The 13,524-nt window shown below is 72.1% G+C and carries 13 protein-coding genes and 1 pseudogene; 6 read left to right on the forward strand and 8 right to left on the reverse strand.

Translation table 11 applies throughout. From position 1 onward, the window contains the following. Positions 1-253: 253 nt before the first annotated feature. Together ACZ7L6_RS09135 and ACZ7L6_RS09140 are read left to right on the forward strand one after the other, a co-directional pair. On the forward strand, positions 254-1,126 hold the full coding sequence (locus tag ACZ7L6_RS09135; protein WP_471921421.1) for a hypothetical protein: 873 nt from the start codon (positions 254-256) through the stop codon (positions 1,124-1,126). Between the two features lie 121 nt (positions 1,127-1,247). Then, on the forward strand, positions 1,248-1,616 hold the full coding sequence (locus tag ACZ7L6_RS09140) for a hypothetical protein (protein ID WP_471921423.1): 369 nt from the start codon (positions 1,248-1,250) through the stop codon (positions 1,614-1,616). A gap of 21 nt (positions 1,617-1,637) precedes the next feature. On the opposite strand, the gene ACZ7L6_RS09145 is transcribed toward ACZ7L6_RS09140, so the two are convergent. Further along, positions 1,638-2,795: a M20 family metallopeptidase gene (locus tag ACZ7L6_RS09145; protein ID WP_471921427.1), complete on the reverse strand. Its 1,158-nt coding sequence runs from the start codon at positions 2,793-2,795 to the stop codon at positions 1,638-1,640. Between the two features lie 118 nt (positions 2,796-2,913). On the opposite strand from ACZ7L6_RS09145, the gene ACZ7L6_RS09150 reads away from it, so the two are divergent. Both ACZ7L6_RS09150 and ACZ7L6_RS09155 read left to right on the forward strand, forming a co-directional pair. After that, on the forward strand, positions 2,914-4,929 hold the full coding sequence (locus tag ACZ7L6_RS09150; RefSeq protein ID WP_471921431.1) for an FAD-dependent oxidoreductase: 2,016 nt from the start codon (positions 2,914-2,916) through the stop codon (positions 4,927-4,929). 54 nt (positions 4,930-4,983) lie between these two features. After that, complete coding sequence (locus ACZ7L6_RS09155) at positions 4,984-5,535, forward strand: PadR family transcriptional regulator (RefSeq protein ID WP_471921433.1); 552 nt, start codon at positions 4,984-4,986, stop codon at positions 5,533-5,535. Between the two features lie 42 nt (positions 5,536-5,577). On the opposite strand, the gene ACZ7L6_RS09160 is transcribed toward ACZ7L6_RS09155, so the two are convergent. Next, on the reverse strand, positions 5,578-6,120 hold the full coding sequence (locus tag ACZ7L6_RS09160; protein WP_471921435.1) for a hypothetical protein: 543 nt from the start codon (positions 6,118-6,120) through the stop codon (positions 5,578-5,580). Positions 6,121-6,289: 169 nt separating this feature from the next. Next, positions 6,290-7,267 (reverse strand): fibronectin type III domain-containing protein, encoded by a 978-nt coding sequence (locus tag ACZ7L6_RS09165; RefSeq protein WP_471921437.1) that lies wholly within the window; start codon positions 7,265-7,267, stop codon positions 6,290-6,292. A gap of 411 nt (positions 7,268-7,678) precedes the next feature. Between ACZ7L6_RS09165 and ACZ7L6_RS09170 the strand changes: the two are divergent. Next, a pseudogene (locus ACZ7L6_RS09170) lies at positions 7,679-8,377 on the forward strand (glycoside hydrolase family 75 protein); the annotation flags it as partial. Between the two features lie 250 nt (positions 8,378-8,627). Here ACZ7L6_RS09170 and ACZ7L6_RS09175 read toward each other — a convergent pair. Further along, positions 8,628-9,389 carry an SDR family NAD(P)-dependent oxidoreductase gene (locus ACZ7L6_RS09175; RefSeq protein ID WP_471921439.1) on the reverse strand — a complete coding sequence of 254 codons (762 nt, stop codon included), beginning with the start codon at positions 9,387-9,389 and terminating at the stop codon, positions 8,628-8,630. Positions 9,390-9,544: 155 nt separating this feature from the next. Here ACZ7L6_RS09175 and ACZ7L6_RS09180 point away from each other — a divergent pair, with 155 nt between their 5' ends. After that, complete coding sequence (locus tag ACZ7L6_RS09180; protein ID WP_471921440.1) at positions 9,545-10,195, forward strand: TetR/AcrR family transcriptional regulator; 651 nt, start codon at positions 9,545-9,547, stop codon at positions 10,193-10,195. Between the two features lie 108 nt (positions 10,196-10,303). Here the strand turns inward: ACZ7L6_RS09180 and ACZ7L6_RS09185 are convergent, their stop codons facing one another. The 4 genes from ACZ7L6_RS09185 to ACZ7L6_RS09200 all read right to left on the reverse strand — a co-directional run bounded on the left by ACZ7L6_RS09185 (position 10,304) and on the right by ACZ7L6_RS09200 (position 13,518). Beyond that, positions 10,304-10,756 (reverse strand): PTS-dependent dihydroxyacetone kinase phosphotransferase subunit DhaM, encoded by a 453-nt coding sequence (locus ACZ7L6_RS09185; protein WP_471921442.1) that lies wholly within the window; start codon positions 10,754-10,756, stop codon positions 10,304-10,306. Next, on the reverse strand, positions 10,749-11,348 hold the full coding sequence (gene dhaL / locus ACZ7L6_RS09190; RefSeq protein ID WP_471921444.1) for a dihydroxyacetone kinase subunit DhaL: 600 nt from the start codon (positions 11,346-11,348) through the stop codon (positions 10,749-10,751). The genes ACZ7L6_RS09185 and dhaL overlap by 8 nt, the downstream gene beginning before the upstream one ends. A gap of 55 nt (positions 11,349-11,403) precedes the next feature. Further along, positions 11,404-12,396 carry a dihydroxyacetone kinase subunit DhaK gene (gene dhaK / locus ACZ7L6_RS09195; RefSeq protein WP_471921446.1) on the reverse strand — a complete coding sequence of 331 codons (993 nt, stop codon included), beginning with the start codon at positions 12,394-12,396 and terminating at the stop codon, positions 11,404-11,406. Between the two features lie 459 nt (positions 12,397-12,855). Further along, complete coding sequence (locus tag ACZ7L6_RS09200; protein WP_471921448.1) at positions 12,856-13,518, reverse strand: PaaI family thioesterase; 663 nt, start codon at positions 13,516-13,518, stop codon at positions 12,856-12,858. Positions 13,519-13,524 lie beyond the last annotated feature (6 nt).

A 13,524-nucleotide genomic window follows, 5' to 3' on the forward strand; every position in this document is an offset into this window, starting at 1 on the left:
TTCGCCCATTGTCGCGGCACGTCGTTCCCCCGTGCCGACTCCCCTAGTTCTACCGCGTTCAACCGTCTCCCGGCCCCCTCGGTCGCTCACCTCCACCATCCCTCAACACGGCGAGGAACGTCCCCCGAAGCCGCGACGAGGCCGCGTGACTGTGTCCGATCAGACAACCCCGTTCGCCTGCTTGGTCTGTACATGACCACATGGGCCCGCCAAACTGTCCGCCGACACGCCCCCACCCCCAAGGAGTCGTCCCATGGCCCTGCGCGCCCGGCAACGTTGTCACGTCGCTCTCACCGGCCTTGTCGCCCTCGCCTGCGCCGCCGTGCTGTCCACTGCGACGCCCGCGCAGGCCGCCGACACCTGGACGGAGGTGGGCTCCGACCGCGCCGACCCACTGACCGAGAGCCAGGGCCTGACCTCCGTCGAGGTCCCGGCGAACAGCCCCAACCGCTACACGGGCATCGGCACCATCCCCGTCTCGGTCAGCAGCCGCGGCTGGAACCACGTGGGCGACCCGGACGCCTCCTACAACGGCTACTACATCGAGCCGTACCAGGCGGACTCGGGCACCGCGAAGATGTTCCGCGTGCAGGCGCCGAACGGGACCTGGTCGGAGTACGTCCACACGCTGGGCTCCGGGGAAGCGCTGAACAACTCCTTCGTCGCCATCACGCCCGGCGGCCAGTGGATGGTCTCCGGCGAGTGGGGCACCATGACCCGGCTTCTGGTCCACCCCACACCGGGCGTCAACCCCGCCACCTCACCGTCGGCGAACCTCCCCTGGACGTCCAGCATCCGGCTCGACCACGCCGTACGTGACATCCAGGGCTGCGACTTCCTCAGCGCCACGGCCCTGCTCTGCTCCTCCGACGACCCCGCGGGCACCCTCTTCGGCATGACCAAGCCGCTGCTCCGGATCGACCTCTCCGCCGAGCCCGGCACCTCCGACGTGACCGGTCATGTCACGGCACTGCGCCAGCTCCCGCTGCGCAGCTCCTGCTCCGGCGGGTTCGAGACGGAGGGCATCGACTACGACCGTCGTACCGGCACCCTGCGCGTGATCGTCATCTCGCCGGGCTTCTGCGTGCTGACCGACAGCAAGACGTACCGGTTCACGCGCGGCTGAGGAACGGAGGGGTTGGTTCCGCCGGTAGTGCTCCGCCGCCCGTAGTGCTTTTCTTGGGTTGGGGTCCGGTTCCGCGGGCAACCCGTGGCACCGCGGTGCGGCCACGAGAGGAGCGATCACGATGGACCGTGAACGACTGCACGAGGAACCCGTCTCCGTCGAGATCAGCGGATGCAGCAAGGAAGACGCCCGGATCGTCTTCGACACGCTGTGCGCGTGCTTCGAGTCCGACCGGGCCCCCGAGGACGTGCCGCAGCAGCTCCATGAGACGCGCCCCATGGTGTGGCTCGGCACGTTCGAGGTCACGGACGCGCACGAGTGCCCGCCGCCCGCCCGGCTCTCGTCGTCCGTCGAGGCGGACGCGCAGGGCGGCTACTGGGCGATCGAACGGCTCCGTACGACGCTGGACTCCCTGTTCACGGTGCACGACCTCTCCTCGGCCTCGGGCGACCAGGAGCGGGAGCTGCACGTGGTGCTGGAAAGCCGGTGACGCCCACGCGCGCGTGGCTCCTCACAGGCCCAGGAGAGTGAACACGGCACGCCGGTAGACGGCGTGGACGGCGGGCAGGTCCGCGAGACAGGCCCGCTCGTCCACGCCGTGCAGCCCCTCGTACCGGACTCCGAAGCCCGCCGTGGCCGGGATGCCCTCGCCGGCCAGGAGGTTGCCGATGTTCGACGGACCCGCTGTCTTCGCGCGGACCGCCAGCCCCTGCGCGGCGGCGGCGTCGAGCAGCGCGGCGGCGGGTTGCTGATCCTTTTCGAGGCGGTACGGCGGCCAGGACGCCACCGGGGTGACCCCGGTCGGCCGTGGCGCGGGCAGCCGGGCGTCCAGCTCCGTCACTGCATCGCGGACCAGGCTTTCGGCGGCGTGGCCGTCGAAGCCCGGCGTGGTGCGGATGTCGATGCCCAGCTCGCACAGGTCGGGAACGACGGAGAAACCCTGGCCGCCGTGGCAGAAGGTCACCGTCAGTTTCGGCGGGAGCGGGAAGTCCGGGCCGGCGGTCGGGAGGGGGGCGGCGTCCAGCAGACGCACGAGCTCGGCCGCGCGGGAGACGGCACCCGGCGTCGTGCTCCGGGACCCGGAGTGGCCGGAGTCGGCGTGCACAGCGACCGTGGCCCGCCACAGGCCGCGCCCGCCGACCACCACCTCGTCGAGCCCCGGGTAGCCGATCAGCACCCCGGCCGGACGGGCCGCCTCCGGGTCGGCCAGGTAGGCACGGGCACCGCCGAAACCGCCCGTGTGCTCGTCCACGTCGAGCAGCACCGCGAGCCCGCCGCGCAGGGACTCCGAGCGGCCGTGCAGCTCGGCCGCGAGGTGGCAGAACATCGCCGCGGCCAGCTTGGAGTCGGCGGCGCCCCGGCCCCGCAGCCAGCCGTCCGCGACCTCGCCGCAGTCCGGCGGGAACGACCAGGCGTCCTCGTCGCCGTACGGGGCGGTGTCCACACAGGCGTCCAGCGCCCACCAGGGGCCCGGCCGCCCGCCCGCGACCTCCACCAGCACCCCGACGACCCCGCCCTGCTCGTCGTACAGCCGCCGATGCGGCAGCTCACGCTCCGCGAGCCAGTCCTCCAGGACGGCGAGGACCGGGCCGTAGTCGTCGATGCCGGCGCGGCTCGGGCGCCGGATCAATTGCTGGGCGAGGGCGACGACGTCGGCGTAGGGGCTCATGGGGGCACTGTGCCCGACGGTGGTGCGGGTCACCCCTGCCCGCTTGTGCAACTAGTTGCATAAAGGCTGTGCGGTCCTCTACAACTACTGCAGGCACGACACCGCACGGAGGGGCCCGATGAGCCGTTACCCGCACCTGCTGAGCCCGCTCGACCTGGGCTTCACCACGCTGCCCAACCGCGTCCTCATGGGCTCCATGCACGTGGGTCTGGAGGAGGCCGAGCGCGGTTTCGAGCGCATGGCGGCCTTCTACGCCGAGCGCGCCCGCGGGGGAGTGGGGCTCATCGTCACCGGGGGCATCGCACCCAACGACGAGGGCCGGCCGTACGAGGGCGGCGCCAAGCTCACCACCGAGGCGGAGGCCGAGCAGCACCGGGTCATCACCGAGGCGGTGCACCGCGAGAGCGGCCGGATCGCGATGCAGATCCTGCACTTCGGCCGGTACGCCTACCACCAGGACCTGGTCGCCCCGAGCCCGCTCCAGGCGCCGATCAGCCCCTTCCCGCCCCGCGAACTCACCGACGCCGACATCGAGCGGACCATCGACGACTACGCGCGGGCCGCCCGCCTGGCCCGGCAGGCCGGCTACGACGGCGTGGAGATCATGGGCTCCGAGGGCTACCTCATCAACGAGTTCATCGCCACGCAGACCAACCGGCGCACCGACCGCTGGGGCGGCTCGTACGAGAACCGCATGCGCTTCCCCGTGGAGATCGTGCGGCGGGTACGCGAGGCCGTCGGCGACGACTTCATCATCATCTACCGGCTGTCCATGCTGGACCTCGTGCCCGGCGGCTCCACGCTCGACGAGGTGATCACGCTCGCCAGGGCCGTCGAGGCCGCCGGGGCGACCATCATCAACACCGGCATCGGCTGGCACGAGGCGCGCATCCCGACCATCGCCACCTCGGTGCCGCGCGGCGCGTACACCTGGGTCACCAAGCGGCTGATGGGCGAGGTGTCGGTCCCGCTGGTGACGACCAACCGCATCAACACCCCCGAGCTGGCCGAGGAGTTGCTCGCCGACGGCTGCGCGGACATGGTGTCGATGGCCCGTCCGATGCTCGCCGACCCCGACTTCGTCGCCAAGGCGGCCGCCGGGAAGCCCGAGGCCATCAACACCTGCATCGGCTGCAACCAGGCCTGCCTCGACCACACCTTCAGCGGCAAGATCACGTCCTGTCTCGTCAACCCGCGCGCCTGCCACGAGACCGAGCTGGTGCTCTCCCCGACCCGGCTGCGCAAGCGCGTCGCGGTGGTGGGCGCCGGACCCGCCGGGCTGGCCTGTGCCGTGAGCGCGGCCGAACGCGGCCATGACGTCACGCTGTTCGACGCCGCGAGCGAGATCGGCGGCCAGCTGAACGTCGCCCGCAAGGTGCCGGGCAAGCAGGAGTTCGACGAGACGCTGCGCTACTTCCGCCACCAGCTCGACTGGCAGGGCGTCGACGTACGGCTGAACACCTGGGTCACGGCCGAGGACCTCGCCGCCTACGACGACGTCGTCGTCGCCACCGGCGTCACCCCGCGCACCCCCGACATCCCCGGCGTCGACCACCCGAGCGTCGTCGGCTACCTCGACGTCCTGCGCGACGGCGCACCCGTCGGCGACCGCGTCGCCATCCTCGGCGCGGGCGGCATCGGCTTCGATGTCGCCGAGTACCTCACCGACGGCGGCGACAAGGCCAGCGAGGACCCCCAGACGTACTTCCGTCACTGGGGCGTCGACATGGACTACACGGCACCCGGCGGCCTCGCCGCCCCCGAGCGGCCCGCCCCGCCGCGCACCGTCCACCTGCTGCAGCGCAAGACCAGCAAGGTCGGCGCCGGCCTCGGCAAGACCACCGGCTGGATCCACCGCACCGAGCTCAAGCACCGGGGCGTCACCATGGTCCCGGGCGTGCGCTACGACCGCATCGACGACGCCGGACTGCATGTCACCGTCGGCGAGGAGAGCACGGTCCTCGAGGTCGACACGATCGTGCTGTGCACCGGGCAGGAGCCGCGCCGTGACCTGTACGAGGAGCTGCTCGCCGCGGGCCGCAGCGTGCACCTCATCGGCGGTGCCGACGTGGCCGCCGAACTGGACGCCAAGCGGGCCATCAAGCAGGGCACTGAGCTGGCGGCGAGCCTGTAGCGACCGTTCAGGCACCGCGAAGGCCCTGGAGGCCGCCGTCCCTAGGATGAGCCCATGTCACTCCCGCACGCGATCCTCACCGCCCTGCTCGAAAAGCCGTCCTCGGGGCTGGAGCTGACCCGCCGGTTCGACAAGTCGATCGGCTACTTCTGGTCGGCGACGCATCAGCAGATCTATCGCGAGCTGGGAAAACTGGAGACCGAGGGCTTCATCCGCACCCTGCCGAGCGAACAGCCGGCCCGTGGGCAGAAGAAGAGCTACGAGGTCCTGCCCGCGGGCCGCGCCGAACTGGCCCGCTGGACCGCCGCGTCCCAGGACCCGAGGCCGCACCGCGACACCCTGCTGCTGCGCATGCGCGCCGCGGCCGTCGTGGGGACCGAGGGCATCGAGGCCGATCTGCGCCGCCATCTCGACCTGCACCGACGGCAGTTGGCCGAGTACGAGGAGATCGAGAAGCGGGACTTCCCGCCCGGCAAGGACAGTTCGCAGGACCGGCTGCGGCACCTGGTGCTGCGCGCGGGGATCGACCTGGAGACCTTCTGGACCCAGTGGCTCACCCGCGCCCTGGAGGAGTTCGCGGAGCTGCCGGGCCACGACACGGCGTGAACCGAGGGGGCGCGCAGACCCGGCAGCGCTCGATGCGCCGCGTCACAGCCGGTACGGCTTCGACTTGCGGCGCAGGTACCAGGCCGTGGCCAGGGCCCCCGCGCCCACCAGCGCCCCGCCGCCGACCAGCGTCAGCGTGCCGTAGTCCTTCGTCCCCCCGCCCACGCCGCCCATGACCCCGCGCGACGGTGAGGCGGTGGCGGAGATCGTTCGGGTGGGGGTGGGGCCCGAGACGACGACCGACTGAGTGCCCGCCGTCGTGCCGTTGGCGCACACGACGATGACGGTGTACGTGCCCGCACTCACGCCGGACCAGGCGGCCGACTGCAGTGCGGCCGTCCCCGACAGCGAGACCTGTCGGCCCTGGGCGAAGTTCGACTGCCTGCTGTTCAGCAGCGAGGCGGTGCCGAAGCTGCCGTTGACGGGTGTGCTGCACGCGCTGGTCGTGACGGAGACCGTGGACCCGGTCGTGCTCACGGAGATCCCCGAGACCGCGGCGGCCGGAACGGCGGCCGCGACGAGGGGAAGAACGGAGGCGGCTGCCACGGTCAGGCCCGAGCGGAGGAGTTGCGATGAGTTGCGCATATGAACTGCCCTCCGGCGGCACGGTCGGCGGAACATCCCTGGCGCCGCCGAGGATCGGGAACGCCCGTGCTGCCTCAGGGGCAGCCAACGCGCCCCGGGAACGGACCGCATGCGGGCCGCGCCCGGACAGGTGACGGGCTGCTGCATCCGGGGGACGCCGGAGGGGATGTCAGCCCTGCGCGCCGGTCGTCACCGTCCGCTCCGCCGAGAAGCCGCCCCAGGTGCCGTCCGGCAGCCTGCCCCGGACGCTCACCCGGTGCGTGACTCCCTCCTCCGGGCCCAGGTAGAAGCTGTACGTGGCCCGCCCGCGCGGCGCGCTCCCGCCGTACACCAGCGAGGTGGCCGTACGTCCGTCGAGCCGCACCTGGTACTCCGCGACCACGCCGTCCGCCCGCGGCGGCACCCAGCTCAGGTCGAGGTGGTACGCCCCGTCCTCACGGTGTGTCGTGGCCCGGAAGGCGGTCGGCGCCGTGCCGCGCCCGTCGTCGGTGCCGGGCGTGGTGACACGGACCGCCGCGGTGGCGGGGGAGAGGTTGCCTGCCGCGTCCCGGGCCCGGACGGTGAAGGAATAGCGGGTGCCGGGCCGAAGCCCGGTGACCACGGTCGCGGTCTGGTTCCCGCCCACACTGTGGATCTTTGTGTCGCCCTGATGGATGTCGTACGACACCACGTCCCGGTCGTCCGTCGCCCTCGACCACGACAGCTCGACCGCCCGGCTGCCGACCGCCCGGCCATGGACCTTCCCCGGACGGGTCGGGGCCGCGTGGTCGGCGGCCACGGCCTCGGGAGTCGTCGCCCGGACCTCCTTGCTCGGCGGGCCGAGCCGCCCGTCGGTGTCACGGGCCCGCACGGTGAAGGCATACATGGTGGACGGCTTGAGCATGGTGACATCCACCATGTGCGCGGAGCCCGGCACTTCCTTGACCTTCGTGGTGCCCCGATACACCTCGTAGTGGCGGATGCCTCGGTCCGCCGAGACCGCGTTCCACATGACGTGCACGCTCGTCGCGCTCCCCGCGGCGGCCGTGACACCCGTGGGCGCCGCGGGCAGCCGGCCGCCGTCCTCGCCCGCCTCGCCCCAGGCGCAGGAGGAGAGCAGGGCGAGCGCCGTACAGAGGGCGGACAAGGGGACGAGAACGCGTCGCACGACTCTGCCTCCCGGGGGTGGCTCGCGGGAATGGTCCGGACCAATATGGCGCTGCTGACGCGATCACATCAAGAGGGCGGTCGTTGGTGGTACGCCGGACGTGTTACGTATGCTGAAGCTCCTCACGGCAACTCCCCGCGTGAGTCGGGGAGTTCATGCCGTCGGCACGGGTTGCTGTCGTCGCTTGTCCCGCGCCGGACACGGGTGGCCGGGGGGCCGGGTCCCGTCGCGGACCCGGCCCCGCCGGCCCCTGCCGGAAGCTCGAGGGCGGTCGCGTGTCGCCCGGGGTGTGGGCCGTACGGGCCCCTCTGGTGGCAGCATGATCCGAACGGCATCAGATTGGCTGAGTGCCCTCCTGACAATGCTTCGGGCTGAGCGCTCGTCACATCCCCTAGGAGAGGGGTCCGCATAGTGCGTGTCCGGTCGCTGACGCTGGCGGCAGCAAGTGCCGCCCTGCTCGCCCCGACGACGCTGCCCACACCCCCGCCGGTCGCGCAGGAAGGGCCCACGACACGGGGCGAGCCCGACGTCGGCGCCGCCGACCTGCTGGCCAAGGTGCGCGACTGCACATCCGTCTCCCATGGGCGCTACCGCACCGACAAGGGCGCCCCCGCGACGATCCCGGTCTGCGGAGCGCCCGGTGCGGTGTTCTGGAAGGCGGACATGGACATCGACTGCGACGGGCAGCCCACCGACCGCTGCAACGGCCGTACGGATCCGTTCTTCTCCGCCACGACGGCCTTTCAGCAGTCCGACGGCCGCCACCTGAGTGCCGAACGCCTCCCTTACGTCGTCCTGCCCGCCCCGAGCGGCATCTGGAACTACCGTGATCACGGCATCCGCGGCGGTTCGGTCGTGGCTGTCCTGTATCGGGGCCGCGTGCAGTACGCGGTCGTCGGCGACGTCGGCCCGCGCGACATCATCGGCGAGGCGTCGTACGCCACCGCCGAGGCCCTAGGTATCCCGGCCGACCCACGCCGCGGCGGCACGGCCTCCGGGGTCACCTACATCGTCTTCAAGGGCGAACCGGTGACCCCCATCGAGGACCGCGCGGCCGCCATGACGACCGGAGAGCGGCTGGCGAGGGAGTTCGTGCACGGCGGGAAGGCCGTCCAGGGTGCGCAAGCCCCCCGCGGCGAGGAGTCCGTGGGTGGTGGGCAGGCCGGGCGCGGTGAGGAATCCGTGGACGATGGGCAGGCCGGGCGCGGCGAGGAGCCCGTGGACGGTGGGCAGGCCGTGCACGGCGAGGACTCCGTGCGCGGTGAGCCTGCCGTGCGCCGTGAGGAAGCTGTGCGCGAAGAGCGGTCCGTGTACGGCGAGTGATGCGTCCACGCGCGCGTGGACGCCGGTTGAAACGGCGTCAGACCGCCGACCAGCCGTCGTCGACCGGCAGGATCACGCCGTTGATGTTGCTCGCCGCGTCCGAGGCGAGGAACACGATGGCGGCGGCCTGCTCCTCCGGCTGGGCCAGCTTGCCGAGGTTGACGAAGTGCGGGCCGAGGGCCGCCGGTCCATGGGCGTCCTGCGCGGCGTCCACGACGATGCCGGTCCGAGTGCCGCCCGGGGCGATGGCATTCGCGCGTATCCCCTGCTTGCGGTACATCACCGCGAGCGACTTCGTCAGCCCCACCACACCGTGCTTCGACGCGGTGTAGGCGGCACCCGCGGCACTGCCGCGCAGGCCGGCCTCGGACGCCGTGTTCACGATGGCGCCTCTGCCCGCCTCCAGCATGTGCGGCAGCACCGCGCGAGTGAGCAGGAACGGGGCGGTGAGGTTGACCCGGATGACCCGCTCCCACTCGGCGTCGGTGACGTCCGCCAGGGCCGACATCCGGTCCATGATCCCGGCGTTGTTCACCAGGACGTCCACGCCGCCGAAGCGCTCGACGGCGGTCTCGACCACCTGGTCGACGACGGCCTGCTCGCTGAGGTCGCCGACGACGGCGACCGCGGCGCCGCCCGCCTGCTCGATCTCCTCGACGACCGCCTGCGCGCCCTCGGCGTTCAGATCCGCCACCACGACCCGGGCGCCCTCCTTGGCGAAGGCCGGCGCGGCAGCGCGCCCGATGCCCGAGCCCGCTCCGGTGACGATGACGCTGCGCCCGTCCAGTCCGCTGCTCATGAAGTGCTCCATCCGCGTGTCCGAGATGCGATGCCCGAGGAGCGGCCTGTCGAACGCGCCCGGGGAGCCACACCATACGACTTAATGTCTCTGAGTGACATAAAGTCTTCGGGGAGAATTCCCGGAGAGCGATCGGGGCCGACCGGAGGAGACGCATGACCGCAGCCCGCGGAGGCACGAGACGACCCACGGGACGACCGCCCCTGACCGAGGAGCGCAAGGCCGAGATCCGGCTGGAGATCGCGCGGGCGGCGGTGGACCTGTTCGTGGCCCAGGGCGTGGCGGCGACCACCGGTGAGCAGATCGGAGCGGCGGTCGGTGTCTCCGCGCGGACGGTGTGGCGCTACTTCCCGAGCAAGGAGAGCTGCGTACGGCCGCTGTTCTCGGCCGGCATCGACCTGATCGCCGGGTGCCTGCGGCAGTGGCGACCCGGGGAGGCCCTGGAGGAGGTCATGGACCGGGAGTTCGCGGTCGAGGAGCGCCTGCTGTCCGTCCCCGACCGCACCACCGTGGGGGCACTCGTACGGCTGACCCGTACCGAGCCCGGCCTGCGCGCGATCTGGCTCCAGACGTACGACGAGGCAGAACCGGCGTTCGCCCGCGCCCTCGCCGAACGCGCCGGACTGCCCGCCGACGACCTGCGCCCGGCGATCCAGGCGGCGATGGTCAACGCGGCGCTGCGTGCGGCGGTCGAGCACCACGCCTGGCACACCACCGACCCCGAGCCCGACCCGGCGACGGCACAGACCGAGCTGGTGGCGACGCTGCGCTCGGCGCTGGCCATCGCGGCGGAAGGGGTCGGGTAGGGCGCGCCCGCCACCAGCGCCCCGGGCGGAAGCGGGGGAGGCCCGCGGCGGACCGTGGCTGCCGTGGACAGCCGGTTCAGTCCGCCGCCCTGCCCCCGGCGGTCCTCCCTATACCTTCCGGTACGCGTACGCCTCCGCGGCGGCCGCCTCCACCGCCGCGAGGTCGGCGCCGGCGGCCGCCGTGACGACCGCGGCCACCGCGCCCTCGACGAACGGGGCGTCCACCAGGCGTGTGTTTCCGGGGAGTTCGTCGCCCTCCGCGATCAGGGCCTTCACGGTGAGGACCGCGCTGCCCAGGTCGGTGAGGACCGCGACCCCGGCGCCGCGGTCCACGGAGGCGGCCGCCGCGGCGATCAGCTCGGCGCTGGTGCCGAGGCCGCCGCCCTCGGTGCCGCCCGCCGGGGCCACCGGCACGGCCGTTCCGCCGCCCGCGAGGCCCTGCGCCAGCTCGGCCACCGAGGCGGCCACCTGTGCGCTGTGCGAGACCAGCACGATGCCGACGACCCGCTCGCCCTTCTCCTCGTCACTCGCCTTCTCGCCACTCACCGCCGCGTCACTCACCGTTCGCCTCCGCCAACCCCGCGATCAGCAGCGCCGAGGACGTGGCCCCGGGATCCTGGTGCCCGATGCTGCGCTCCCCGAGATAGCTCGCCCGCCCCTTGCGGGCCTGCAACGGCGTCGTCGCCAGGGCGCCCTCCTCGGCGGCGGCCCGCGCCGCGCCGAAGCCGTCGCCGAGCGCGTCCACCGCCGGCACCAGCGCGTCGATCATGGTCTTGTCGCCCGGCGCCGCACCACCGAGCGCCATGACCGCGTCCACCCCCGCCCGCAGCGCCTGGGCGAACTGGTCCTCGCTCACCTCGCCGGCGTCCCCGAGGGCCTTGCCGGTCCGGCGCAGCAGCGTCCCGTACAGGGGCCCCGACGCCCCGCCGACCGTCGAGATGAGCTGCCGCCCGGCGAGGGTCAGGACCGCCCCGGGCGTCTGCGGGGCCTCCTTCTCCAGCGCCGCCGTGACGGCGGTGAACCCCCGTTGCAGGTTGCTGCCGTGGTCGGCGTCCCCGATGGGCGAGTCGAGGGCGGTGAGCCGCTCCGCCTCACGGTCGACGGCGGCTGCGGTCGCCGTCATCCAACGGCGGAAGAAATCGGCGTCGAGCACTGGATCTCCTTGCGTGACAGGTGCCTCAGGTGCCTTGCGATCGTCGGTCTCCGGATCACATTCCCCACCGCAGCCCCGGTGTCTTCACCGGCGCGTTCCACAGCCGCAGCAGTTCCTCGTCGACCTGGCAGAGGGTGACCGAGGCGCCGGCCATGTCGAGCGAGGTGACGTAGTTGCCGACGAGGGTGTGCGCGACGGCGACACCGCGCTCGGTGAGCACCCGCTGCACCTCGGCGTTGAAGCCGTACAGCTCCAACAGCGGTGTCCCGCCCATGCCGTTGACCAGGACGAGGACGGGATTGCGCGGGGTCATGTCGTCCAGGATCGCGCCCACGGCGAAGTCGGCGATCTCGCCCGATGTCATCATCGCCCGCCGCTCCCGGCCGGGCTCGCCATGGATGCCGATGCCCAACTCCAGCTCACCGGGCGGCAGATCGAAGGTGGGGCTGCCCTTGGCGGGTGTGGTGCAGGCGCTCAGGGCGACCCCGAACGTGCGGGAGTTCTCATTGACCTGACGGGCGATCGACTCCACCCGCTCCAGCGGCTGCCCCTCGTCCGCCGCGGCACCGGCGATCTTCTCCACGAACAGCGTCGCGCCCGTGCCGCGCCGCCCGGCCGTGTAGAGACTGTCGGTGACCGCCACGTCGTCGTTGACCAGCACCTTCGCGATCTGGATGCCCTCGTCCTCGGCGAGTTCGGCGGCCATGTCGAAGTTGAGGACGTCGCCCGTGTAGTTCTTCACGATGAACAGCACGCCCGCCCCGCTGTCCACCGCGGCCGCCGCCTTCACCATCTGGTCGGGCACCGGAGAGGTGAACACCTCGCCCGGACAGGCCGCCGACAGCATCCCCGGACCCACGAAGCCACCGTGCAGCGGCTCGTGCCCCGACCCGCCGCCGGAGACGAGGGCGACCTTCCCTTCCACCGGCGCGTCGCGTCGTACGATCACCCGGCTCTCCACATCGACGACCAGCTCGGGATGGGCGGCCGCCATCCCGCGCAGCGCGTCCGCGACCACGGTCTCCGCGACGTTGATCAGCATCTTCATGGGTACCTCCCGGTGAGACTGGCGGATGGGCTCATGACTTGCGTTCTAGCAGGTGAGACGGAGTCGGGTCAGTAGCCGACCTTGGCGGTGTGGTGGTCGGAAGCGGGTTCTGACGGTACTGCTGCCGGCTTTGATGACGGGGTCGTCAGGTGGCTGTGGCGCGTCGGACGTGTGGCAGCAGCACTACTGTCGGCAGTATCGACCTTGCGGCAGCGAAGGTCACGTGCGTGCGTGTGTCGGCGCCAGTCGGCTCGGCTGATCCGGCCGGTGTTGTCGAGCTCGCTGCCGAGTTGCATGGTGGGACGAGCATGCCGCGGACCGCGTCCCCGCGCGGCAACCGGGCGAAGGCCGAGGGTGGTGGTGTTGGTGGCCCGCTGCTCGAACCGCCGTGAACAGCGTCACGACGGTCGCGCCGATGAAGGCGATCGTGATGCGGGTGGTGATCGGCAGCCGAAGGCTTCAGCGCGTGTCCGGGAACAGCGCTCGGGCCCGTTCCGGATCGGGCGCGACGAAGATCCCGTCCGCGGTGACCAACGGCACCGACGGATCGTCGGCGGCGCTGATGGAGCCGGCCACGAAGATCTTGCGGTCCTCGGTCCCTGTGACGCGGGCGTGCACCCGCAGCGGGGTCTCCACGGGGACGGGCCGCTGGTAGCGCATCCGCAAGGAGACGGTCATGGCGGGGCTTCCCGCTGCGTAACAGGCCCAGCCCATCAACTCGTCCAGCAGCATGGCGCTCATGCCGCCGTGCACGTACCCGGGCGGGCCCTCGTGGGCGATGCCGAGCGTGCCGTGGCCGAGGACGCCGTCGCCGTCCGGCGTGACCCGCATGGGCGGGGCGAGCGGGCTGCCGGGTCCGGTCACGGGGCTGTACATCCGTACTCCACCGGGGAACTCGTCCACGGCGGGGATCTCCGCCCGTGTCCGACGACGGCCTGTCAACTGCCCTGCGAGCCGACGGACTTCGTCCGTCACATGGTGCAGCACCTCGGTCGGGGCGTCGGTGCGTACGGTGGTGTCGACGAGGGCCCGTAGCTCGTGGCCCAGGGCGGCGATCGCCGCCCGCTGCTGCTCCAGTTCGTCGGCGTCGGTCAATGGGGCTTCGGTCGCTGGTGCGTTCATCGGGTT

Source organism: Streptomyces sp. NPDC107522 (genome assembly GCF_055657525.1).